Origin of the sequence: Acidovorax sp. KKS102, assembly GCF_000302535.1 — a bacterium.
Taxonomy (GTDB): domain Bacteria; phylum Pseudomonadota; class Gammaproteobacteria; order Burkholderiales; family Burkholderiaceae_C; genus Acidovorax.
Genome location: NC_018708.1, coordinates 449300 through 472034, shown reverse-complemented (window position 1 = coordinate 472034; position 22735 = coordinate 449300). Strand labels below are relative to the sequence as shown.

Genomic DNA, 22735 nt, shown 5'->3' with positions numbered 1-22735 from the left:
CTCCACACGCCTTCGCCCCGCTTCACCCGCCCTTCTGGGCGGGTTTTCGTTTTGACCCATACTTTCAGCTCATCACGCGATCACACCATGCCAAGCACCAATCCTCGCAACTACGACGCAACCCCCTCCCGCAAGGTCGCCTTTCTGGGCCTGGGCGTGATGGGCTACCCCATGGCTGGCCATCTGGCGCTGGCCGGTCATGAAGTCACGGTGTACAACCGCACCGCTACCAAATCCGTAGCATGGTGCGCAGAATATGCGGGCACCAAAGCCCCCAATCATGCAGCGACGCCCCGCGAGGCGGCCGCAGGCGCCGACATAGTGTTCTGCTGTGTGGGCAATGACGACGACCTGCGCTCCGTGACGCTGGGCGCGGACGGCGCCTTTGCAGGAATGAAGCCAGGCGCCATTTTTGTGGACCACACCACCGCATCGGCCGAGGTGGCGCGCGAGCTGTACGCTGCTGCCCAAGCCCTGGGCCTGCAGTTTGTGGATGCCCCCGTGTCGGGCGGCCAGGCGGGCGCACAGAACGGTATGCTCACGGTGATGTGCGGCGGTGATGCCGCTGCCTTCGAGGCCGCTCAGCCCGTGGCCATGGCGTTCTCGCGCGCCTTCACGCTGCTGGGCGCCAGCGGCTCGGGCCAGTTGGCCAAGATGGTCAACCAGATCTGCATCGCCGGGCTGGTGCAGGCCCTGTCAGAAGCCGTAGCGTTTGGCCAGAACGCCGGGCTGGACATGAAGCAGGTGCTGGACGTGATCGGCAAGGGCGCGGCCCAGAGCTGGCAAATGGACAACCGTGGCAAGACCATGGTGGACGGCAAGTTCGACTTCGGCTTTGCGGTGGACTGGATGCGCAAGGACCTGGGCCTGGTGCTGGATGAAGCCAAGCGCAACGGATCGCGCGTGCCCGTGACGGCGCTGGTGGACCAGTTCTACGCCGATGTGCAGAAGATGGGCGGTAACCGCTGGGATACGTCCAGCCTGATTCAGCGCTTGAAGTAACCCCGCAACCACCGGCGACGTGTGGCAGAGCAGCGGAGCGGCGGGCTCCCACGCTACACACCAATAAAAAAGTCCCAGACCACGCGCTGCGGTCTGGGACTTGGACACTGCGGTCTGATGCTCGGCCTTAGCCGCCAGCCGGCTTGGTGTCCGTGGTGACTGGCGCAGGCTGCGGCGCGATGCGGCGCAGCTCTTCTTCCGAAACGATCTCGAACACGCGCACCACCTTGCGCACATCGGTCACGCCCCGGGCGATGTCCGTGGCGCGGTTGGCCTCACGCTGTGACACACGGCCCATCAGGTAGACGGTGTTGCGCTCCGTCACCACCTTGAAGGAGTTGGCCGAGATGTCCTGCGCATCCACCAGGCTCGCACGCACCTTGCCAGTGATGAAGGTATCCGTGGACCGCTGGCTCAGCGTGGAAGGGGGCATCACGGCCAGATCGTTGACGACCGAGCGCACGTTTTCCACCTGCGACACCATCTGCTCCACCGCCTGGCGGTCCTGGGCGGTGGCGACTTCACCGGTCAGCAATGCCTGGCGGTTGTAGCTGGTCACGTTGACGTGGGCCCGGTCGCCCAGGGTCTCGCGGATGCGATTGGCAGCGCGCAGCTCGATGCCTTCGTCTTCGATCTGGGTGCCGGCCGTGCGGCGGTCCACCGCCATCACGCCGCCGACCACGGCGCCGCCCACGATCAGGGGCGCGCAGGCCGAGAGTGCCGCCGCCAGCGTGGCGGCAGCCAGGGCAGTGCCCACCACGCGGCGGGTGCGGTTCAAGGTTGTCGGGGTCATAGTGGAATCTCCTGTTCACCAAGTAACTGTGCGTCCACGCCGTCGCTGAGGCAGTGCAGCACCAGCGTGTGGACTTCGCGCACGCGTGCCGCACGGTCGTGGGGCACGCTGATCAAGACGTCGGTCTCCCGCAGCATGGCGGCCAGCTTGCCACCGGTGCGGCCCGCCAGCACCACCACCGTCATGTCGCGCTCGTGCGCGGCCTCGGTGGCGGCCAGCAGGTTGGGGTCGTTGCCGTGCACCGTCAGGGCCAGCAGCACATCGCCCGCCTGGCCCAGGGCACGCACCTGGCGCGCAAACTGCTGGGTGGCATCGTGGCTGCCCGCAGCCGCCGTGAGCAGCGTGTTGTCAGAGGTAAGCGCCAACGCGGCCAGCTCGGGACGTTCGCGTTCAAAGCCCGCCACGCAAAAGGCGGCAAATTGCTGTGCCTCGGCGGCCGATGGGCCATTGCCACAGGCCAGCACCTTGCCGCCGCTGGTCACGCAGGCCAGCACGGCCTGTACGGCAGCGGCAATGGGGTGGCTCAGGGTCTGCGCGGCCTGGTACTTCAGGTCGGCGCTGTCGATGAAATGCTGTTGGATGCGTTGCTCAAGCATGAGGGCCCGATGATACCCGCCGCGTGTTACAGCTTTTGTAGCAAAGGGTAGCCAGCTGCATTGCGCTGGCGGCCAGCGGATCGCATGCCGCTACTGCGCATCGAACGCTGCCTTGATCCACTGCACGCCCTCCTCCACCAGCACCACGTCAAAACGGCACGGCGGTGGCGACGGCAAGCGCATCAGGTAGTGCCGCGCGGCAAAGATGATGCGCTGCTGCTTGGTTGCGCTGATGCTGGCCCCGGCGCCGCCGAAGCCGCCGTGCGTGCGGCTGCGCACCTCCACAAACACCAGGGTGCCGTCCAGGTCGCGCATCACCAGATCGATCTCGCCCCCACCGCGCCCAGGCGTCCGATAATTGCGCACCGCCAGTTGCAGGCCAGCCGCCTGCAGATGGGCCAAGGCCTGGTCCTCGGCTGCGTTGCCCCGATCGCGCGTGGTGGCTTTTTTGGCAACCCCTGGGTTGGCAGCGGCGGGTGGTCTTTTTCCAAGGAAATTCATTGAGCGCATCTTTCGCTTCAGCCCAGAGCGCGGCGCACGACGCCGCCGCTGCGCAGCATTATCCGCAGGGCGCGCTGTACGTGGTGGCCACGCCCATCGGCAACCTCGCCGACATCACCCTGCGGGCCCTGCACGTGCTGCAGCTGGCCGACACGGTGGCTTGCGAGGACACGCGCCACACGCAGTCCATGCTGCGCGCCTATGGCATCGACAAGAGCGCCAGCCAGTTGCTGGCCGTGCACCAGCACAACGAGGCTGAAGCCGCGCAGAACGTGGTGCACCGACTGCAGCAAGGCCAGCGCGTGGCCTATGTGAGCGACGCGGGCACCCCCGGCGTGAGCGACCCCGGCGCACGCCTGGTGGCTGCCGTGCAGGCCGCGGGCCTGCGCGCCGTACCGCTGCCGGGAGCGAGCAGCATCACCACCGCACTGAGCGTGGCGGGTGCCGTGGCCCACAGCACCGAGCATGGCGGCTTTGTGTTTGCAGGCTTCCTGCCCGTCAAGAACGCGGAGCGTGCCAATGTGATTGCGCAACAGCTCGCCCACGAGCCCCGGTGCGTGGTGCTGCTCGAAGCCCCGCACCGCATCGGCGAACTGGCCCAGGCCCTGGCCGTGCTGAGCGAACGCCCCGTCACCCTGGCGCGCGAGCTGACCAAACAGTTTGAAGAAGTCACCACCCAACCCGCGCAGGCGCTGACGGCGTGGCTGGACGGGTCGCCCCAGCGCTCGCGCGGCGAGTTTGTGGTGCTGCTGCACCCGGTGCCCGTGGTCAGCGACGCGGGCGACAGCCACCGCGTGCTGCGCCTGTTGCTGGCCGAGCTGCCCCTGAAGACCGCCGTGCGCCTGGCCGCCGAGATCACGGGCGCATCGCGCAACGTGCTGTACGACACCGCGCTGGAGTGGAAGCGCGAAGACGGGGCGCAGGACTGACGCCAGGGGCTTCTGAGCAGCGTTTTGGGCGTTTTCGGGCGACAGCGCTAGTGCAGCATGCCCAATCAGCTATTTAATTGATAGCAAACGGGGATGCGTCACTACCGCGAAACCGCCAGGCCCGCAGCCACCCCGCCGAACAAATCGCCCTCCACCTGCGGGATCGCCGGAAACGCCGTGCGCAGCGCCTGCCGCAAGGGTCGCAGCGCCGACGAGCCCCCGGTCAGGTAGATCGCATTCACACCCCCATCGTCCAGGCCCGCCAGTTGCAGGCAGTCGCGGGCGCATGCCACCACCTGCTCCAGCGGCTGCGCCAGGGACTGCGCCAATCCGGGCGGCGTGACCGCGGCGCTAAGCCCGGCCTCGACCCAATCCAGCGGCATGGGCGCCTCGGCATCGGCCAGCGAAGCCGCGATCTTGGCCTGCTCCACCGTGTTGGCCAGGCGGTGGCCCAGCCGCTCGTTCAGCACCCGCATCAGCCGGGCGTGCAACGCGGCGTCGGCATAGTCGGTGCGCAGGTTCTGTGCGTCGCGCAGTGCGCGCGGCGAATACAGCCACTGGATCAGGTGCCAGGTCGAGAGGTCAAAAAACACGCGGCTGGGCACCTCACGCCCCGACGGGCCGACGTGGCGAAATCCCAGTAGCGGCATGAGCAGGTCCAGGCTCAGGCGCCGGTCAAAGTCCGTGCCGCCGATGTGCACGCCGGTCGTGGCCAGCACATCGCTGCTGCGGTCGGCCCGGGCCATGCGCTCGGGGCCAAGGCGCACCACCGTGAAGTCCGAGGTGCCGCCGCCAATGTCCACTACCAGCACCAGCGACTCGCGGTCGATGCGCTGCTCGTAGTCCAGCGCGGCAGCGATGGGCTCGAACTGAAAACTCACGTTCTCGAACCCTGCCGACAGCGCGGCCTGGCGCAACGCGTCCTCGGCCTGCTGATCGCGCGCGGCGTCGCCGTCCACAAAATGCACCGGCCGCCCCATCACCACCCGCGCGGGCATGCCCCCCAGCGCGTCACGGGCCTTCTGCGCCAGCATCCGCAAGAAGAGCCCGATGATGTCCTGGTAGCTGACCATTTGGTTGTGTACCGCCGTCTTGTCCTGCAGCAGCGCACTGCCCAGCAGGCTCTTGAGCGAGCGCATCAGCCGCCCTTCGGTACCCGCCAGGTACTGCGCCACCGCATCGCGCCCAAAGTGCGTGCGCTGGTCTTCAGCGTTGAAGAACAGCGCCGTGGGCAGCGTAGGCGCATCCCCCTCCAGCGCCACCATTCGCGACAGGCCCGCCCCTTGCCGTACCGCCATCGCGGAATTGGAAGTGCCAAAGTCGATACCAAGCGTGACGTCCTGCAGAAGGGGCATGGGAGAAGTGGGGAGAGAGACAACAAGAAATGCAGCGCGCGGTGGCTGGCAGCAGTGCACCCGGGCCACGCACAGCAGGGCTGCAGGGTGCAATACAGGCTTTGCGGGCGTGACCCGCGTTGGCAGCACGCAATTGAAAAAGCCCTTGATTCTTGCAAATCAAGGGCTTTTGTTTGGTGGCCTGGGGCGGAATCGAACCACCGACACAAGGATTTTCAAGACAAAGCTCAGTCCGTCATCGTCCTTCACTAAGTTGAAGAAGCGTAAAGACTTTTCGCTGCGTCCAGTCCTGTCAGATCAACTCTTCCGAACTCGCCGCCGAACCCCGCTGAATTTTAACCTGCTGCCAACCTGATTTTTCTATGTGAATCAAGCCAATACGCCAATTCCCGCCGACCTCAGGCGAGTTTCCCGATGCGTCGGGGCATTTACACCGACCACTCCACGCCCCATTCCTGCCGCCGCCACGCCCCTCCTCACTTGGCCTCTCGCTTCTCCATCGCAGGTTTCACATTCAAGCGCTTAATTTGGTCATGGCGAACCACTCTGGCTTCGTTGCCTGTCCAAAACGCGCAGTGGGAAGATCCGCAGGTGATGTGAAATGCGGCGATTGCTGCCTCATCGTCGATGACCACCAACGCGCTTCGGTGTTTCCCCTCTGCCCAGAGTTTCTTGTCGCTTTGAGATTGCTTCTTTCCAAGATTGGATGAGAGGATCACAGCGGCCACCAGAAATGAGGCGATGCCGACCAACAAAAGGATGTAGCCGTAAAGCACCTCACTCTTGTCGGCCAGCTTCACCAAAGTTGGCGCAGGCGGGAGAGCCCCTCGTCCCACTTTTCTTACCCAGTCAGTCGCTGAAAGAAGTCGTCTTTGCACAGCCCCATGAATCCTATGCACGACAGGGAAGACCGAAAGAAACACTGCCAAGATTACCGCCCCAACCAGAAGTAGCGCGATGAACAGCCCATATATAAATGGCATCAAGCCGAAGGACATGAGGGACGAAAATCCCTGAAGAAGAACGCGGTCAATCGATTGAACAAACAGTGACTCGTCTACTCCGAACTCCAACAGATAGCTTTCACGATTGATCGCCCCAACCAGATACAGCCCCGCCGACAGCACAGGCAGCACTGTCAGCATCAGTTGCACTTTTGATTGCTTGACCATCTATCTGCTCTCCTTGTTATCAGTGTGCGTGGCTTTCATCGCCGACAGAATTTCCTGCCAGCCCTTTGGGTAGTTCCCCTCGGTCAAACGTGAGTTGAGATATGAGTTAGCTCGATGCATGCGAGGGTGGGCAGCGATGACAGGGCTCTCACACCAAAGTTTGAAACTCCGGGTGATCAAGACCAATGCACCTCGTTGTGCAGCTGACTCCGCAAGTTTGAGCTGAAGCTGGCGACTTGGAAGACGAAGGGAGCCATCAAACTTTCTGCTTGCCCAAGCGCATAGTTGGATCGCAGCAACGTTGTTCGCTACGTGATGAAGTCCAAATTCGTCAGTTAACCGTTTGAGTCTCGCCCTCCACCAAATTCGCATGCCGTCTGGCGCCTCTGAGTGAAGCCCCGATAGCGCCCAACCCTCGTGATGGAAGCGGTGATCGTTTATGTCAGAGTCATCGTCAAACCCGGGATTCGCCAATAGAAGAACGATCGGTGCATTCTCGATATCGCCTTCGTAAGGACACGGACCAAGCTCTGTGTGCAACCTGTACTTTTCAGATCGATTCCGGTTGTAGCGCGCAATACTCTCTGCGTCCAGGTGCTCAATCTCTTCCAGCAGTTTCTTGCTGACCATCTCCCTCCCCGCTCCTTGAAGATTTATCGACTCTGCGCTCACTGACCCTTACGAGGCTCCTAGCAACTATCTACGGACGCCCTAGTCCGACAACGTAGTGCACCCTTCCGCTCACCACGGCGCCATCACGCGTCAAAAAACTTTCCATCTCGCCACCAAAACTGCATTGGTGTTCTTGGAAATTTTCTTTAGCCCAATCTTCCAGTGCCTTCGGGTCAATCGCCCGTTCCTTTCTCCGCAAATTTGGCCGATACGTCCCTGACTCGTCGGCTTTATATGCATATGCCGTGATAAATCGGAAGTCTTGATACTTATCGCGCGAAGCGACATGCACACCCAGACTTTCCAATTCGGTGTACAGGCCGATCTGTACCGAGGGTACAGGCAGTTTGCGAAGGCGTTCACGATCCTTGGTCAGCGTCGCGATAAGTTGATTCAGTGTTCCCTGCTGACGACTGTGGTGCTTGAGCTCTACAGCCAAGACCGGGCGATACGATGTGTCGAACACCATAATGTCGATACTGTTTCCACGTCCCTTTCCTGCATCCTCACCGTCGAGCCTGTGGTGACGATACTCAAGCACGGGCCGAAGCCTATCTATCTTTTTGAGATACGCGAAAAGCTCCCCCTGCATCGTTCGCTCGGGATTACCCATACAGGCCGTGCGCAACAGACAAGGCTGCTCGGACTCTTCCCTTGGAGAAACCTTTCCAGGGTCTGCACAGTCGCGTCCTGATGCGTCAACAAAAAAATTATGGATGTGTCCGTAGATTTCTTTTGCTGTGATGGTCATGTGGGAGAGTAGTGGCAAATGCGAAGTCGAAATTTCTCAGAATCATAGTTTTGTCAGAGCAAATGCGGACCGGTGTTGGTCGAAATGAATCCACCGACAATAGTGGTCTATGAGGCACCCCAGCCTCCACAAGGAAGCAGGGGCACCCAGCAATTGCTATGCAGCTTTCTTGACAATCATCGAACCAGCGTTTGCGGCCTCTTGCAGTGCCTTCGAGGACAGATGCGCGTATCGCATGGTCACCTTGGGATCGCTATGCCCAAGTATCTGTTGCACCTCGAATAGACTGCGCCCACGGGAGACCAAGAACGACGCGAAGGTGTGCCGTAGGTCGTGTATGCGGATGTTGATCCCCGCTTTCTTACGCAATCGATACCACGCCCGTGTGATGGCTGTGTAGGGCTTGCCTGTGACCGGCGAGGGAAACAGGTACTGCGATTGCCCTTGAGACTTCAGCTGTTCCAACACCCACAAGGCCGAGTCGTTCAGGGGGATTGAACGCGGCTTCTTGGATTTGGACAGACTGGCATCTACCTTCCACACGCCCCGCTCGATATTGATGTTCTTCCAGGTGGCTGTGAGCCCTTCGTTCAGGCGGGCGCCCGTACTCAGTAGGAACATTAGGATCAGGCAGACCGTGCGGTTGCTATCAGTGCGCAAGACGTGCAGCAGTTGCTCCAACTGCGTTTCGTCCAGATAATTTTCGACTTGGTTGTCCACCATGAAAAGCTTAATGCCCTTGAGCACGTTTTTCTCAATGAACTCCCATTGCACGGCAAGGTTCAGAGCGCGGCGCATCAGCTTGATGCAGTGATCCGCTGAGGCAGGGCTTTGCTTTTGCAGGAATGCCCGATGGAACACTTCGACTTCGCGGCGAGATATCGCGTTCAAAGGCATATCCTTGAACGTGGGCGCAAGGTGCAGGCGGTACAGCTGCTCATCCTTCTTGGCGGAACGTTTGTGAGAAATCGCATGAGGCATGTAGTGTTCGCGCATGAACTCGTCGAACGTCATCGAGTCCAAAGGGGCCCTGGTCGATGTCTCTGAGATCGAGCGCTTGGGCGCCAGCACATGAGCGGCCTTGAGCTGGCGAGCTTGCTTGCGGGCCTGGGCGAGGGTCACGTCTTTGATCGTCCCGAGCTTGGTGTAGCTGTTGGTGCCCTTGTCATTCTTTTGACGCAGGTACCAAGTGGGAACAGCAGTGACAGATGCACGGCACTCGACGAACAAGCCAGGCTCGTCCGCGACGCTGTACTCGATCTTGGTTTTCCCGGGAGGGCACACCAGACCGGACGCCATGAAGGCAGGGGTAAAAGTCATGACTGGCATAAAGACTCCTTTCGAGTGGTTGGAAATACGTGCCGCAAGGGACTGGGCACAGAGGTGGTATGAAGTGGGTATGCACGAGGACTGCGAATCCCCATGGCGCATGAGGTAGCAGACACAGCAATGCCTGGCCCGTTGCCCGAAGACGACTGGCAAGCAAAACTGTGCGGAGGTGGAACCGAGCACACTCTCGCGGCTGGGTTATCGGGAGCGGCAGCGCCAGGAATCCCCGGCACGGCGTGCCCCTTAATACGAGAGATAGCGCGCAGCCTCGCCTGAGTTCTGGAAACCTGGCGTGGGCTGGGGAGCTGGCGACATGGCGTTCTAGAAACACCAGCTCCCTGACGAGGGCCTGTGACTAAAACTCGTCGTCGTTGGATCGGGCTTGCGCACTAGGGAGCAAGGTGTAGAGCTTGGCACCATGCGCTCCGACCCGCACTGTCCAAACGTGGTGGACTTTGTCCTTCCCCGTATACCTATCAAGGACATCTAGAGCCGCTTGTCGCGAAAGCCCCGTCCTATCGCGGACCTTATTGGCAAGCTCCATCCAACTGCGTTCCCGGGCTTCTCGCACGTTGACGATGAGAGTGATGCAGAGGTGATCCCATGCATTCAGGCGGCAGTCACTGCAGATCATGGTTCTGCGGTGATGCTGCCCGATGGCCGAGTCTTGGCTCGCATGTACAGCCCCAACGGAGAGGTGACGCCAGTTGATCTGGTGTCGGTTGCTGGGGATGACTTGCACTTTTGGTGGCGTGATGGGATTGCTTTCCCTACGTTGCGCCCAATGGCGTTCACCCCCGCAATGAGCCAGGAGCTTGGGCGTTTGACGGCATGCGTTATTGGTGTGTCTGGTACTGGCTCCGTTACGGCAGAACAGGTATGTCGGCTGGGCTTCGGGCGGGTGATCGGGATCGATCATGATCACGTTGAGGAGAAGAACCTCAACCGAATACTGAACACTACTCTGGTTGATGCACAAGGCGCGCAACCCAAGGTCCACGTGTTTGCCGATCGCATCAACCTTTTGCGGCCCAATCCCTTTTTCACGCCGATTGACGCTGACGTAATGACCAGGCGCGCGGTGCTTGCAGCGTCTCAAGCAGATGTGATCTTTTGTTGCGTCGACAAGCTTCGCGCGCGGATGGTTGCAGATCGCCTGGCTGCGGCGTTCCTGCTGCCATTGATCGACGTAGGTGTTGCCATTCCCACACGGGTGACTCCGAATGAACTGGCAATTGCAGAAGTCACCGGAAGGGTGGACTTTGTGTTCCCAGGGGGGAGCCGCCTCGCTGATCGCGGCGTCTATACATCTGCGTCTCTGCAGGCCGAGGCACTTGCGGAGGCAGACCCAGCGGCCCATGCCGATCAAGTCAAGGCAGGCTACATCCATGGCATGCCCGAACAAGGCCCCTCGGTGATTACGCTCAACATGCGTGCCTCCAGCGCATGCGTCATGGAGTTCATCGCCAGGGCATATCCATTCCGGCAGCAGTCCAATCGCAGCTTCGCGCGCACGCGCTTCATGCTCGCAGAGGCATTCGAAGAGCATGAGGCTGAATCGGCGTTTGCTGCGAAGTCGACCCCGTTACTGGGTATAGGCGCTGCGGAACCTTTGCTTGGACTGCCGGTACTTGGGCCGCAGGAGCACGAGTGAGCAAGCTGAAGATTGCCTGGCTCAGGCTGACTGAGTGGTGGGCCGGACCTCGAAAAATGATTGAGGTGCGAGGCGAGTTGCCGCCTGATCAACTGCCGTCAAGAGATTTGGTGTTGCTGCGTGAAGGCGGGGAGGCATGGTCGGTCATGATGCGTTGCCCTTGCGGCTGTGGCCGACCAGTGGAGCTCCCGCTGATTCGTGAGGCCCGCCCCCGCTGGTCGCTTCAGCTCGACGGAGACGGCCATCCCTCGCTTGTGCCTTCTGTCTGGCGGCGTGATGGATGTCGTGCTCACTATTTTGTGAGACGGGGCAAAGTCGTTTGGATCTGAAGAGATCGCCCGGCTGGTGCGAAAGATATCCGGGATACCGGGAGGACTACTGGAACTGGGCCCTTCAAAGCAAGAGCCACCATGACACTGAAGCATCAAGTGGTTTTCATTGTCGGTTCAGTGGAACCGCTCTTCTTCGGTCGTGCCGGTCAGGACCTTCACGCTGGACGAGCCTCCCATGGATCACCTTGGTCACGTCGTCGAAGTAGCCCGCGCCCACTCCATGCTGGTTCAACACGAAGCTGTAGCCCGTTATCGCGGGCTGTGAATTCTGGCTCCAGCCTCAGTTCCACATGGAGCTTCACGCATTCGGCGTTCGCGACACATGGGCGAACTCAGGTCCTCCTACCCTACCGAACTAGTACCGAACTGCCTGATTTCTAGTTGGTTCGCCTTGGAGGCGCCGGGGCCGCGTACACACAAGAGGGCGTTTCGGCCGCGCGGAGAGGGCCATCAGAGCATGGCTTTAAAGCCACGTCATTGTGAATCTCCTATTCGGGCCATCCATAACGAAGACCATCGTACTCAAAACGTCGCGGCCAAGAAGCCCATCTATTCCTTCGTTATGAAAATCTTGAGCCAAGACTTCCATAGCCGCAAACTTTAGCGGCGCGTCCGCAAAACCAACTGAGTGAATTGTTAGGCTTGCACCATATGCATTGCATGCCTCTCCAGTCACACCAGACGTGATCGTACGCACAGGTGAAGCCCCCGTTGACTCGATACCTAGAGACCGCATGTGCATTTCTGCAATGGTGGTCGTATCAGCCCCCGTATCGATCAGTAGCTGAATTGGAATGTCTGGTGGGACGTCTTGTCCTTTAGATCGACGCAGCCTTTTTAAAGGCTCGCTGATCCCAATGGACGCTTCTACTATCGGGCCTCGTAACCCATAGTGCGCCCTTATGTTCGGCACAGCCCAAGGTCACGCGTGAAATGGGCAACGGCTTCTTCTTCCGCGACCTTCTTGACGAAAAATCGCTCGAACTCGTAAACGTCATAGGCCCAAGAAAGGGCCTCTGCATAAGTAGGAAAGAAGCGAACAGGCTGGGTGTCCCGAATCACTACGTACTCGCCGTTGTGACCCGCGAGCATTTCGGGCAGCTTAGCTTGATAGGTTTGGAGTTCCCGCTGGAGTGCAACGGTCATACCACGGTCCTAAAACTCAAAGACATGCTCTTCTCCTTTAAGTTGTGAACTGCTTGTACACAATCCTATCCACAGCTATTGACGGTGGAGCTTACAGAAAAAGCATCTTCGGCGCTAATCAAAATTGATGGAGTAGGACAACTACGTACCCCGAAGGGGCAGAAATAACAAAGCCGCCACAACTTTGAAAGCTGCAGCGGCTTCTGATGACTGGTGGCCTGGGGCGGAATCGAACCACCGACACAAGGATTTTCAATCCTCTGCTCTACCGACTGAGCTACCGGGCCTGAGCCTCAAATTATAGCCAGAAAAAACAGTGCTTCTGGCAAAAGGCACAAATTAATTGATCAGCCGCGCTTGCCGCGCCCCAGGTCCACGCCCAGCTGGCGCAGTTTGCGGTACAGGTGAGTGCGCTCCAGGCCCGTCTTTTCAGCCACGCGGGTCATGGAGCCACCTTCGCGGGCCAGGTGGAATTCGAAATAAGCCTTCTCGAACCCGTCGCGCGCTTCGCGCAGGGGGCGGTCCAGGTCGAAGCCCTGGTGGGCGTGCGGGCCGGGGTCCACCCCGGCCATCACCGCCGAAACGGCAGGCAGCTGCGAAAAGGTCGGGTCCGCCGGGGCGGCTGCGGGCGCAGCGACCGCGGCCACGGGAGCGGCTTGGTGGGCGGCATTGCGGGCCAGGCCCTGCTCCACGGCCTTGAGCAGCTTTTGCAGGGTGATGGGCTTTTCGAGGAATGAGAAGGCGCCGATGCGCGTGGCCTCCACCGCCGTATCGATGGTGGCATGGCCACTCATCATGATGACCGGCATGGTGAGCACGCCCGCCGTCGCCCATTCCTTGAGCAGCGAGACGCCGTCAGTGTCGGGCATCCAGATGTCCAGCAGTACCAGGTCATAGCTGTTGCCTGCCCGGGCGGCTCGGGCCTGGGTCGCATTTTCCGCGAGGTCTACGCTGTGACCTTCGTCGTTCAGTATTTCCGACAGCAGATCACGAATGCCGAGCTCATCGTCGACCACCAGAATGTTTGCCATGTGTGTTGAAGCGCCTTGGGGAGGTACTGCGGGGCGGTGTTGTTATGACGCCACCGCTGGTTCAGGGGCGAATGATAACGACACTTGGGCGCCGCGCACCATGTCGTTTTCGGTGCGGTTGGACAGTTCGATGCGCGCTCCGTGCTCATCTGCGATCTTTTTGACCACGGCCAAACCGAGGCCAGTGCCACGCGGCTTGGTGGTGACATAGGGTTCGAACGCGCGCTGCAGGATGTGCGACGGAAAGCCCCCGCCGCTGTCCGACACGGTTAGCCGTACGCGGCGTGACGATTCGCTCCAGCGGGTGCTGATGCGCACCGGCGGCACGGGCTCAGAGGCCCCAGCGCGGGCCTGTTCGGTGGAGTCCTGGGCGTTCTGCAGCAGGTTGTGCACGACCTGGCGCAGTTGCTGCGCATCGCCCGCAATCCAGGGGCAGCGCGGGTCCAGCTCAGCCTCTACAGGCACGGTGGCGTTTTCTGCACCATATAAATGAAGTACGTCGGCGACCAGTGCATTGAGGTCCAACGCATGCAGTTCGGCCGCAGGCAAGCGTGCGTAATCGCGGAACTCGTTGACCAGCCGTTTCATGGCATCGACCTGGTCCACGATGGTCTTGACGGACTTGGCGAGGATGGCCTGTTCAGCGTCCGGCAACTTGCCCGACAGCTTCATTTCAAGCCGCTCGGCCGACAGCTGGATGGGGGTCAGCGGGTTCTTGATTTCGTGCGCCAGCCGGCGCGCCACCTCGCCCCAGGCCTGCGCACGCTGGGCCGAAACGATCTCCGAAATGTCGTCAAAAACCAACAGTCGGGTGGCATCGGGCAGCTCGGCGCCCCGCGCGACCAGGCTGGTGGCGTGTTGCCCGGCGCCGCCGGAGGAGGCATGCAACTCGAATGGCTGCTGCCAATGGTCCAGGCCGTGCCGTTCATGGTCCCCCAGAAACGCGTCGAAATGGCCCTGGACCGAGGCGGCAAACTCCGCCAGGCCCGGTACTTCAGACAGTGACCGCCCTTCATAAGCGGCCATGGGGGCGCGCAGGATGCGGGTAGCACCCGGGTTGGAGGAGCGGATCAGCCCTTGCGCGTCCAGCACGATGACGCCCGCCGTGAGGTTGTCCAGAATGGTCTGCAGGTTGGCGCGGGAGGCATCGACCTCGCCCATGCTCTGCTCCACCGCCTGGCGCGCATCCGCCAACTGCTGGGTCATCAGTGCAAATGAGCGCGTGAGCCCCCCCAGCTCGTCCTTGCTCTGCAAAGCGGCCTTGGGGCTCAGGTTACCCGCCGCCACCTCGCGCACCCCTTCGGCCAGCACCAGCAGAGGCCGCGCCAGCTGGTTGCCCAGCAGCACCGCCAGCAGCACCGCACCAAACACGGCCAGAAACAGGCTCAACGTGAGCGTGCCCACATACATGCGCCGCAACCCGCCCCGGGCCAGCGCACGCTCCTGGTATTCGCGGTTGGCTTCCTGCACCGCAATGGCATTCGCTACCAGCGCGGGCGGCAGGGGCAAGGTGGCCTGCAGGTAGCGCGGCTCCATCAACAGGCCCACGCTGGGACTGCTGACCAGGGCCAGCACCTTGACCCGTGCGTTCTGCGCGGCAGCCGGGTCGGCAATGTCGTCCAGCCCTTCGATCTGCGCGGTGGCGCGCTGCTGGCGCGCCGTGCGCAGCAAGGATGCGCCGGGCCGCTCCGGGTTCAGGCTGAACCGCGACTGCCCTGCGCTGGCGACCGCTTGGCCGGACGCGTTCCAGAGCACCACGTCGGTCGCGCCCAGCTGGTCGCGAATGCGCTCCAGCACCAGGCCCGCAGCGGCATCGGGCACCTGGGCCACCTGGGCGCTGGCGTTGCGGGTTTTGGCAGCCATGTCCGTGGCCAGTGAGTCCAGCGACACGCGGGCCAGATTGACGCCCGCGGACAGCGCCCCCTCCACCTTCACGTCGAACCAGCTTTCGATGGAGCGCGTGACGAACTGGTAAGACACCACATAGATCAGCAGCCCCGGCATGAGCCCCACCAGCGCAAAGATGGCCGCCAGCTTGACCAGCAGGCGGCTGCCAAAGCGCCCCTTGCGCAGGCGCAGGCCCAGGCGCACCGCCACCCAGCCCAGCACCAGCAGCAGCAGCAATGCCACAAACACGTTGACGCCAAAGAGCCAGGCGTAATTGCGCTCATACAGCACGCGGTTGTTGGTGGCCAGCGTCAGCAAGAACAGCAGCACCAGACCGATGGCCGACATGATCGCCGCGCCGACGCCCACGGCCCAGCGCACTGCGCGGGACTGGCGGGCGGTGGCGTGGGTCGATGCCGAAACGCCGGATGGCAAAGGGGAAGTGCTCACTTGGCAGGCTCTGCGCCCAGGCGCTGGCTGCGGGAGACCAGCAGATTCCAGCCCGACCGGCCCACCGCGCCTATCTGGAAGGGCCGGGGCAACTGTGAGATGTCTAGACGGAAGCGGAAGTTCACCGTATGCACGGCATCGGACTCGATCACATCGCGTTCAGCGATCTTCCAGCGTGAAAACCGCTGAATCGACGACAGGGCATCGGCGTAATTGTCAAAGTTCTGGCCCAGCACCACCCCCAGCCCGCTGTTGGTGAAAGGCGTCGAAGAAATGTTCAGGCGCCACCGGCGGGTGAGCGGCTGGTAGCTCAGGCGGAAATACCGGGTGGTTTCGGCCACCTGCCGGTCCGACCAGTACCAGCGGTCGCGCAGCACCTGGGCATCGGCCACGAAGAACATGGGGATGCCTTTTTGCAAGGCGTCTTCGGCCAGCTCGGGCAGTTCAAATTGCAGGTTGGCACTCAGGTACAAGCCATCTTCCCCGCGCTCAAGGCGTAGGTCGCCCACCTCGGAGGAAGCGGCCTGGGCCGCCTCAGCCTGCGGCACCCAGCAGAGCACCGTCCCCCACAACAGCACAAACCATGCGCATACCCACCACCAGCGCATGCCCCTTGGCTCATTGCGCCGATTTTTGCAACAGTGCGTAAAAAAAGCCGTCGTGGTCACCGATCAGATTGTCCGGGACAGCCCATCCCTTGTCCGCGTTGCCGGGAATTAAATGGCCCGGCGACGGCAGCAATCGCGCATCGGTGTTGTGTGCAAGAAACGTTTGCACCTGGGCGTCGCCCTCTGCCCGGAAGACGGAACAGGTGCAATACAGCAAGCGTCCACCGGGCCGCAACAGCGGCCACAGGGCCTTGAGCAGGGCCGCCTGCAGCGTCGCCAGCTGGGCGATGTCGGACTCACGGCGCAGCCAGCGCACATCCGGGTGGCGCCGCACGATGCCGGACGCTGTGCAGGGTGCGTCCAGCAGGATGGCGTCGAACAGCACCCCGCCGCACTCTGATTGCCACCAGTCTTGCGGGCGTGCCGCATCGGCCACCAGGACCTGGGCCTTCAGCCCGAGGCGCTCCAGGGTGTCACCAATACGGGCGCTGCGCGTGGCATCGATCTCCAGCGCCGTGACCTGCAGGGGAGACTGCGGCCCCGCCATCTCCAGCAGGTGCGCGGTCTTGCCGCCGGGGGCGGCACAGGCATCGAGCACGCGCAGGGGCTGGCTCAGGTCCAACCCTTGCAGCAGCAAAGGCGCCGCCTGTTGGGCGGCGGCGTCCTGCACGGATACCCAGCCCTCGGCAAAGTGTGGCAGCGACTGCACGGGCACCGCCTGGTGCAGGGCGACACCGTGCTCACCCACGGCAGATGCTTCTAAATTGATAGCATCCAAGGCATGTAGATATTGCGCCACCGTGCATTTTTGTTCATTGACCCGCAGCACCATGGGTGCGTGGGCATTGTTGGCCTGCAGGATCTGCTCCCAGTGCTGGGGGTGGTCCTTGCGCAGGCGCTGCACCCACCAGGCCGGATGGTTCCAGCGCGCCACGGGGTCGTTGTCGGTGGCCGCCACCAGGGCGTCGCGCTCGCGCAGAAAGCGGCGCAGGCAGCCGTTGATGAACGAGGCCTGCGCGCGCGTGGCGGGGTGGTGCTTGGCCGCCTCCACCGCCTGGTTCACCAGGGTGAACGGTTCGTAGGGCGAGGCCTGTGGGTCCCAGCACAGCGCCAGCGCGCTGCACAGCAGGGCATCGGCGGCGGGTGCGGGGGCGCGGGCGGCCAGCTGTCGGCGCAGGGCCTCGGCCCGCCCGGCCTGGCGCAAGACCTGGAACAACAAGGCCTGCACACCGGGGCGCAGCCCAGCATCCACCGCCGCCAGTGCTGTTGTGCCCGACTGCCCGCCACGGATTGCCTGCAAGGCGCCCGCCACTGCCGTGAGCAACCGCCACAGGGGCACGGGCGCGCCCTCCGCAGAAGACGCTGGACCCGGCCTTTGCACCGCAGAACCCGCCTGCGGAGATGGCCCGGAGGCTGGGCGCGCCGCACGCGGCGCATTGCCAGCAGAGCGGCGGGGGCGGTGGTGGGGAGGTGGGTTCATCGTGATCCTGACAACGGGTTACAGCGCACGGGCCGCCTTGAAGCCGAACACCCTGGCCAGCAAGCTGGCCGGAAACTGGGCGATGGCGGCGTTGTACTGCACCACGGCCTCGTTGAATACGCGAATTGCCTGTTCGTTTTGCACCGCATGTTCCTCCCAACGGACCTGCCACACGGACAGGCCCACGGGAACAGCTCCGGGTGCCCCCGTACCAGCATCGACAGCCGAGGTCAGCGCTGTGGGTTGGACAGAGTCGGCCAGCAGCTTTTGCAAGGCCGTGGCCCAGGTCGCGCGCAGCACCTCACGGGCAGCCGCCAACGCCGCCACCGCATCGCCCTGCAACGGGCGGGCGCGCGCTACGGCCAGCGAGGCACTGAACTGCGTCACGGCGCCCTGCAGCGCAGCCAGCTCTTGCGCCCCGGCATCGGCCAGCAAGCTGCCGCGCTGTGCTGTCTGCGCCGCCCCGAACTCGCCGAGCAAGGCCACCAGCCGCACCATGTGCGCGTCAAAACTGCCGAACGACTGCACGACAGCCGAGCGCAGGCGCATCAGACGGTTGTAGGCCCCCAGGGCCCAGAACAGAAAGACGGCAAAAGCAATCCAGAAAAGGGGCGACGACCACAGCATGCGCAGTTGCCGGAGCAGGTGCGGCTGCACCCGTCCCGGCCCGAAAAACAGAAGATTGAAACAAACGACGGACGGTGAAAAGACACACGTCCATCAAAAACGCCCCCGGCCTGCCTGGGACAGGACGGGGGCGCTGTGGCGACCGCAGCAGGGCCTGGGGAAGGCCTGCTGTTTGCTATCAGTCTGCCGCTGCGTCGGTGGCAGCGACGCTGCCACTGTCCACATCCGAGGCGTCCGACTGGGCGGCCATTTCGGCGGCTTCGGCTTCGGCGATGGCGCGGCGCTCGGCGTCGTCCATGGCGTCCTTGGCCTTGCGTGCCTGGTGGTAGGCCAGACCGGTACCGGCAGGGATCAGACGGCCCACGATCACGTTTTCCTTCAGACCGCGCAGTTCGTCCTTCTTGCCCATGATCGCGGCTTCGGTCAGCACGCGGGTCGTTTCCTGGAAGGAAGCAGCCGAGATGAACGAGTCGGTGGACAGAGATGCCTTCGTGATACCCAGCAGCAGGTTGCTGTAGGTCGCGGGGATCTTGCCCTCGGCCTGCAGTGCCTCGTTGGTATTGAGGATCTCGGAACGCTCGACCTGTTCGCCGGCAATGTAGTTCGACTCGCCGACGTTCTCAACCACGACGCGGCGCAGCATCTGGCGAACGATCACCTCGATGTGCTTGTCGTTGATCTTCACGCCCTGCAAGCGGTACACGTCCTGCACTTCATCGACGATGTAGCGCGAGAGTTCTTCGATACCCAGCAAACGCAGGATGTCTTGTGGGTCGGCCGGGCCGTCCACAATCGATTCACCCTTGTTCACCACCTGGCCTTCGTGCACCAGGATGTTCTTTTCCTTGGGCACGAGCTCTTCCCACACCTTGCCATCGGGGTCGGTGATCTGCAGGCGGACCTTGCCCTTGGTTTCCTTACCGAACGACACGGTACCGGTCATTTCGGCCAGCGTACCCTTGTCCTTCGGCGTACGGGCTTCGAACAGCTCGGCCACGCGGGGCAGACCGCCGGTAATGTCGCGGGTCTTCTGGCCTTCAACCGGAATACGCGCCAGCACTTCGCCGGGGCCCACGTCCTGACCGTCACGCACCTGGATCAGAGCGCCGACCTGGAAGCCAATGGTCACCGAGTGGTCGGTGCCAGGGATCTTCACTTCGTTGCCCTGGGCGTCGATCAGCTTCACCTGAGGACGCACCACCTTGGCGGCACCACGGCGCTTCGGATCGATCACCACCAGCGTGGACAGACCGGTCACTTCGTCGACCTGCTTGGCCACCGTCAGGCCTTCTTCGACGTTCTCGAACTTGGTCTGACCGGCGAACTCGGTGATGATGGGGCGCGTCAGCGGATCCCAGTTGGCCAGGATCGTACCGGCCTTGATCTGCTGGTCGGCCTTCACGGTCAGCGTCGCGCCGTAAGGCACCTTGTGGCGCTCGCGCTCGCGGCCATGCTCGTCCTGGATGATGATTTCACCCGAACGCGCAATCACCACCAGCTCGCCCTTGGTGTTGCTCACATAGCGCATCGTGGCGTTGAAGCCGATCACGCCGTTGGACTTGGCTTCCACGCTCGACGCGATGGCAGCACGCGAAGCGGCACCACCGATGTGGAACGTACGCATGGTCAGCTGCGTGCCGGGCTCGCCGATGGACTGGGCGGCGATCACACCCACGGCTTCGCCGAGGTTGATCAGGCCACCGCGGCCCAAGTCGCGGCCGTAGCACTTGGCGCACAGGCCGTAGCGGGTTTCGCAGGTCAGGGCCGTGCGCACCTTCACTTCGTCCACGCCAGCAGCTTCCAGCTCTTCGATCAGGTCTTCGTCCAGCATCACGCCAGCTTCGACCAGCACCGAGCGATTCTCGGGGTGCAGCACGTCCTCGGCCGCCGTGCGGCCCAGAATGCGTTCGCGCAGCGATTCGATCACTTCACCGCCTTCGACGATGGCGCGCATCAGCGAACCATTGGCAGTGCCGCAATCCTCTTCGGTCACGACCAGATCCTGCGTCACGTCCACCAGACGGCGGGTGAGGTAACCGGAGTTGGCAGTCTTCAGCGCCGTGTCGGCCAGACCCTTACGGGCACCGTGGGTGGAGATGAAGTACTCCAGCACGTTCAGACCTTCGCGGAAGTTCGCGGTAATAGGCGTCTCGATGATCGAGCCGTCTGGCTTGGCCATCAGACCCCGCATACCGGCCACCTGACGGATCTGGGCGGCAGAGCCGCGGGCACCGGAGTCGGCCATCATGTAGATGGAGTTGAAGGACTCCTGGTCCACTTCCTTGCCGTGGCGGTCGGTGACCTTCTGCTTGGACAGCTGGGCCATCATCACCTTGGACACTTCGTCGCCGGCCTTGCCCCAGATGTCCACCACCTTGTTGTAGAGCTCGCCAGCCGTGACCAGACCGGACACGTACTGCTGCTCGATCTCCTTCACTTCCTTCTCGGAGCGCTCGATGATGCCGGCCTTTTGAGGCGGCACCAGCATGTCGTCGATGGCGATGGAGATACCGGCGCGCGTGGCCAGACGGAAGCCGTTTTGCAGCAGCTTGTCGGCAAACACCACGGTTTCCTTCAGACCGCACTTGCGGAAGGACACGTTGATCAGGCGCGAGATTTCCTTCTTCTTGAGCGCCTTGTTCATGTTAGAGAACGGCAGGCCCTTGGGCAGGATCTCGGACAGCAGTGCGCGGCCCACAGTGGTTTCCACCAGCGAGGTCGAGGGCACGAATTCGCCCGTGGCCTTGTCCTTGGTCCACTCGGTCATGCGCACCGTGATCTTTGCAGCCAGTTCGACCTGGCCGGCGTCCAGCGCACGCTGCACTTCACCGGTGTCAGCGAACACCAGGCCTTCGCCCTTGCCGTTGATGCGGTCACGGGTGGCGTAGTACAAGCCCAGCACCACGTCCTGCGAAGGCACGATGGAGGGTTCGCCCGAGGCGGGGAACAGCACGTTGTTGGAGGCCAGCATCAGCGTGCGGGCTTCCATCTGCGCTTCCACCGACAGCGGCACGTGGACAGCCATCTGGTCACCGTCGAAGTCGGCGTTGAAGGCCGCGCAGACGAGGGGGTGCAGCTGGATGGCCTTGCCTTCGATCAGGATGGGCTCAAAGGCCTGGATACCCAAACGGTGCAGCGTAGGCGCACGGTTCAGCATCACGGGGTGCTCTTTGATGACCTCTTCCAGAATGTCCCACACCACGGGGGTGCCGGATTCCACTTCCTTCTTGGCGGCCTTGATCGTCGTCGCGATGCCCATGGCTTCGAGGCGCGAGAAGATGAAAGGCTTGAACAGCTCCAGCGCCATCAGCTTGGGCAGACCGCACTGGTGCAGCTTGAGCGTTGGGCCCACGGTAATCACGGAACGACCGGAGTAGTCCACGCGCTTGCCCAGCAAGTTCTGGCGGAAGCGGCCCGACTTACCCTTGATCATGTCGGCCAGGGACTTCAGGGCACGCTTGTTGGCGCCCGTCATGGCCTTGCCACGGCGGCCGTTGTCCAGCAGCGAATCGACAGCCTCTTGCAGCATCCGCTTTTCGTTGCGGGCGATGATTTCAGGGGCCTTCAGCTCCAGCAGGCGGCGCAGACGCGAGTTGCGGTTGATAACGCGGCGGTACAGGTCGTTCAGGTCAGACGTGGCAAAGCGGCCACCGTCCAGGGGCACCAGCGGACGCAGGTCCGGGGGCAGCACGGGCAGCACTTCGAGCACCATCCACTCGGGCTTGATGCCAGACTTCTTGAACGCCTCAAGCACCTTCAGGCGCTTGGCGTTCTTCTTGACCTTGACTTCGGAGCCGGTCAGGTCGCCGCGCAGCTTCTCGATCGACAGGTCGATGTCGATGGACTCCAGCAGGTCCTTGATGCCTTCGGCGCCCATCTTGGCGATGAACTCGTCACCGTATTCCTTGCGCTTGGCGTCGTAGTCGTCCTCGGACATGATGCTGAACTTCTTCAGCGGGGTCATGCCGGGGTCGGTCACCACATAGGCTTCAAAGTACAGCACACGTTCGATGTCGCGCAGCGTCATGTCCAGCACCAGGCCCAGGCGCGAAGGCAGTGACTTCAGGAACCAGATGTGGGCGCAAGGTGCAGCCAGATCGATGTGGCCCATGCGCTCGCGGCGCACCTTGGTCTGCGTGACTTCAACGCCGCACTTCTCGCAGATCACACCGCGGTGCTTGAGGCGCTTGTACTTGCCGCACAGGCATTCGTAGTCCTTGATGGGACCAAAAATCTTGGCGCAGAACAGGCCATCACGCTCGGGCTTGAACGTGCGGTAGTTGATAGTCTCGGGCTTCTTCACTTCGCCGAAAGACCACGAACGGATCTTCTCGGGCGAAGCCATGCCGATGCGGATGGCATCGAAATGCTCGTCCGGCGTGAATTGCTTGAACAGGTCGAGTAGCGATTTCATAGTGAC

At 62.3% G+C, this 22735-nt stretch carries 19 protein-coding genes, 1 tRNA gene and 1 pseudogene; 4 read left to right on the top strand and 17 right to left on the bottom strand.

Going from position 1 to position 22735, the window contains the following annotated elements; all coding sequences use genetic code 11:
* Window positions 1-87: 87 nt before the first annotated feature.
* A complete protein-coding gene (locus C380_RS02200; protein WP_015012254.1) occupies window positions 88-1002 on the top strand; it encodes an NAD(P)-dependent oxidoreductase in 915 nt (304 codons plus the stop codon).
* Between the two features lie 127 nt (window positions 1003-1129).
* Here C380_RS02200 and C380_RS02195 read toward each other — a convergent pair whose 3' ends face one another.
* The 3 genes from C380_RS02195 to C380_RS02185 form a co-directional block, all read right to left on the bottom strand.
* Window positions 1130-1795 carry a BON domain-containing protein gene (locus tag C380_RS02195; protein ID WP_015012253.1) on the bottom strand — a complete coding sequence of 222 codons (666 nt, stop codon included), beginning with the start codon at window positions 1793-1795 and terminating at the stop codon, window positions 1130-1132.
* The gene (locus C380_RS02190) at window positions 1792-2391 is read right to left on the bottom strand and encodes an SIS domain-containing protein (protein WP_015012252.1); all 600 of its coding nucleotides are present in this window, start codon (window positions 2389-2391) and stop codon (window positions 1792-1794) included. The genes C380_RS02195 and C380_RS02190 overlap by 4 nt, the downstream gene beginning before the upstream one ends.
* Window positions 2392-2481: 90 nt before the next feature.
* Window positions 2482-2892 (bottom strand): YraN family protein, encoded by a 411-nt coding sequence (locus C380_RS02185; RefSeq protein WP_015012251.1) that lies wholly within the window; start codon window positions 2890-2892, stop codon window positions 2482-2484.
* Here C380_RS02185 and rsmI point away from each other — a divergent pair.
* Window positions 2892-3821, top strand: coding sequence for a 16S rRNA (cytidine(1402)-2'-O)-methyltransferase (gene rsmI / locus C380_RS02180; RefSeq protein WP_015012250.1), 930 nt, complete (start codon window positions 2892-2894; stop codon window positions 3819-3821). The two genes, C380_RS02185 and rsmI, sit on opposite strands and share 1 nt — an antisense overlap.
* 101 nt (window positions 3822-3922) lie before the next feature.
* Here the strand turns inward: rsmI and C380_RS02175 are convergent, their stop codons facing one another.
* The 4 genes from C380_RS02175 to C380_RS02160 form a co-directional block, all read right to left on the bottom strand.
* Window positions 3923-5176: an Hsp70 family protein gene (locus C380_RS02175; RefSeq protein WP_043565080.1), complete on the bottom strand. Its 1254-nt coding sequence runs from the start codon at window positions 5174-5176 to the stop codon at window positions 3923-3925.
* Between the two features lie 476 nt (window positions 5177-5652).
* Complete coding sequence (locus tag C380_RS02170; protein WP_015012248.1) at window positions 5653-6348, bottom strand: hypothetical protein; 696 nt, start codon at window positions 6346-6348, stop codon at window positions 5653-5655.
* 700 nt (window positions 6349-7048) lie between these two features.
* Window positions 7049-7771 carry a hypothetical protein gene (locus tag C380_RS24825; RefSeq protein ID WP_148279910.1) on the bottom strand — a complete coding sequence of 241 codons (723 nt, stop codon included), beginning with the start codon at window positions 7769-7771 and terminating at the stop codon, window positions 7049-7051.
* A gap of 156 nt (window positions 7772-7927) precedes the next feature.
* On the bottom strand, window positions 7928-9091 hold the full coding sequence (locus tag C380_RS02160) for a site-specific integrase (protein WP_168162343.1): 1164 nt from the start codon (window positions 9089-9091) through the stop codon (window positions 7928-7930).
* A 685-nt stretch (window positions 9092-9776) separates the two neighbouring features.
* Here C380_RS02160 and C380_RS02155 point away from each other — a divergent pair.
* Both C380_RS02155 and C380_RS25460 read left to right on the top strand, forming a co-directional pair.
* Window positions 9777-10754: a ThiF family adenylyltransferase gene (locus C380_RS02155; RefSeq protein WP_148279908.1), complete on the top strand. Its 978-nt coding sequence runs from the start codon at window positions 9777-9779 to the stop codon at window positions 10752-10754.
* A gap of 56 nt (window positions 10755-10810) precedes the next feature.
* Complete coding sequence (locus tag C380_RS25460) at window positions 10811-11083, top strand: DUF6527 family protein (protein ID WP_148280025.1); 273 nt, start codon at window positions 10811-10813, stop codon at window positions 11081-11083.
* Between the two features lie 117 nt (window positions 11084-11200).
* Here C380_RS25460 and C380_RS25455 read toward each other — a convergent pair.
* The 10 genes and pseudogenes from C380_RS25455 to rpoC form a co-directional block, all read right to left on the bottom strand.
* Window positions 11201-11403 (bottom strand): annotated as a pseudogene (locus tag C380_RS25455) (isocitrate lyase); the annotation flags it as partial.
* 146 nt (window positions 11404-11549) lie between these two features.
* Window positions 11550-11999 carry an aspartyl protease family protein gene (locus C380_RS25755; protein ID WP_083871573.1) on the bottom strand — a complete coding sequence of 150 codons (450 nt, stop codon included), beginning with the start codon at window positions 11997-11999 and terminating at the stop codon, window positions 11550-11552.
* Complete coding sequence (locus C380_RS02150) at window positions 11987-12232, bottom strand: hypothetical protein (protein ID WP_015012242.1); 246 nt, start codon at window positions 12230-12232, stop codon at window positions 11987-11989. Before C380_RS02150 ends, C380_RS25755 begins: the two co-directional genes overlap by 13 nt.
* 211 nt (window positions 12233-12443) lie before the next feature.
* Window positions 12444-12519, bottom strand: a tRNA-Phe gene (locus C380_RS02145).
* A gap of 60 nt (window positions 12520-12579) precedes the next feature.
* The gene (locus C380_RS02140) at window positions 12580-13263 is read right to left on the bottom strand and encodes a response regulator (protein ID WP_015012241.1); all 684 of its coding nucleotides are present in this window, start codon (window positions 13261-13263) and stop codon (window positions 12580-12582) included.
* Window positions 13264-13305: 42 nt separating this feature from the next.
* On the bottom strand, window positions 13306-15600 hold the full coding sequence (locus C380_RS02135; protein ID WP_083871572.1) for an ATP-binding protein: 2295 nt from the start codon (window positions 15598-15600) through the stop codon (window positions 13306-13308).
* A complete protein-coding gene (locus tag C380_RS02130) occupies window positions 15597-16208 on the bottom strand; it encodes a DUF4390 domain-containing protein (RefSeq protein WP_015012239.1) in 612 nt (203 codons plus the stop codon). The genes C380_RS02135 and C380_RS02130 overlap by 4 nt, the downstream gene beginning before the upstream one ends.
* Before the next feature lie 10 nt (window positions 16209-16218).
* Window positions 16219-17547: a 16S rRNA (cytosine(967)-C(5))-methyltransferase RsmB gene (gene rsmB, locus C380_RS02125; RefSeq protein ID WP_015012238.1), complete on the bottom strand. Its 1329-nt coding sequence runs from the start codon at window positions 17545-17547 to the stop codon at window positions 16219-16221.
* Window positions 17548-17706: 159 nt separating this feature from the next.
* Window positions 17707-18315, bottom strand: a complete 609-nt coding sequence (locus C380_RS02120; protein ID WP_015012237.1) for a hypothetical protein — start codon at window positions 18313-18315, stop codon at window positions 17707-17709.
* Window positions 18316-18493: 178 nt separating this feature from the next.
* The gene (gene rpoC / locus C380_RS02115) at window positions 18494-22729 is read right to left on the bottom strand and encodes a DNA-directed RNA polymerase subunit beta' (protein ID WP_015012236.1); all 4236 of its coding nucleotides are present in this window, start codon (window positions 22727-22729) and stop codon (window positions 18494-18496) included.
* Window positions 22730-22735: the final 6 nt, after the last annotated feature.

What these genes read in the sequence shown, in the direction of transcription:
- C380_RS02155 (WP_148279908.1), top strand. Translation starts at nt 9,777, where the DNA reads ATGTACAGCCCCAACGGAGAGGTGACGCCAGTTGATCTGGTGTCGGTT.
- C380_RS02195 (WP_015012253.1), bottom strand. Translation starts at nt 1,795, where the DNA reads ATGACCCCGACAACCTTGAACCGCACCCGCCGCGTGGTGGGCACTGCC.
- C380_RS02120 (WP_015012237.1), bottom strand. Translation starts at nt 18,315, where the DNA reads ATGCTGTGGTCGTCGCCCCTTTTCTGGATTGCTTTTGCCGTCTTTCTG.
- C380_RS02160 (WP_168162343.1), bottom strand. Translation starts at nt 9,091, where the DNA reads ATGACTTTTACCCCTGCCTTCATGGCGTCCGGTCTGGTGTGCCCTCCC.
- C380_RS02130 (WP_015012239.1), bottom strand. Translation starts at nt 16,208, where the DNA reads ATGCGCTGGTGGTGGGTATGCGCATGGTTTGTGCTGTTGTGGGGGACG.
- C380_RS02185 (WP_015012251.1), bottom strand. Translation starts at nt 2,892, where the DNA reads ATGAATTTCCTTGGAAAAAGACCACCCGCCGCTGCCAACCCAGGGGTT.
- C380_RS02170 (WP_015012248.1), bottom strand. Translation starts at nt 6,348, where the DNA reads ATGGTCAAGCAATCAAAAGTGCAACTGATGCTGACAGTGCTGCCTGTG.
- C380_RS02175 (WP_043565080.1), bottom strand. Translation starts at nt 5,176, where the DNA reads ATGCCCCTTCTGCAGGACGTCACGCTTGGTATCGACTTTGGCACTTCC.
- C380_RS02150 (WP_015012242.1), bottom strand. Translation starts at nt 12,232, where the DNA reads ATGACCGTTGCACTCCAGCGGGAACTCCAAACCTATCAAGCTAAGCTG.
- rpoC (WP_015012236.1), bottom strand. Translation starts at nt 22,729, where the DNA reads ATGAAATCGCTACTCGACCTGTTCAAGCAATTCACGCCGGACGAGCAT.
- C380_RS24825 (WP_148279910.1), bottom strand. Translation starts at nt 7,771, where the DNA reads ATGACCATCACAGCAAAAGAAATCTACGGACACATCCATAATTTTTTT.
- C380_RS02190 (WP_015012252.1), bottom strand. Translation starts at nt 2,391, where the DNA reads ATGCTTGAGCAACGCATCCAACAGCATTTCATCGACAGCGCCGACCTG.
- C380_RS02200 (WP_015012254.1), top strand. Translation starts at nt 88, where the DNA reads ATGCCAAGCACCAATCCTCGCAACTACGACGCAACCCCCTCCCGCAAG.
- C380_RS25460 (WP_148280025.1), top strand. Translation starts at nt 10,811, where the DNA reads ATGATTGAGGTGCGAGGCGAGTTGCCGCCTGATCAACTGCCGTCAAGA.
- C380_RS02140 (WP_015012241.1), bottom strand. Translation starts at nt 13,263, where the DNA reads ATGGCAAACATTCTGGTGGTCGACGATGAGCTCGGCATTCGTGATCTG.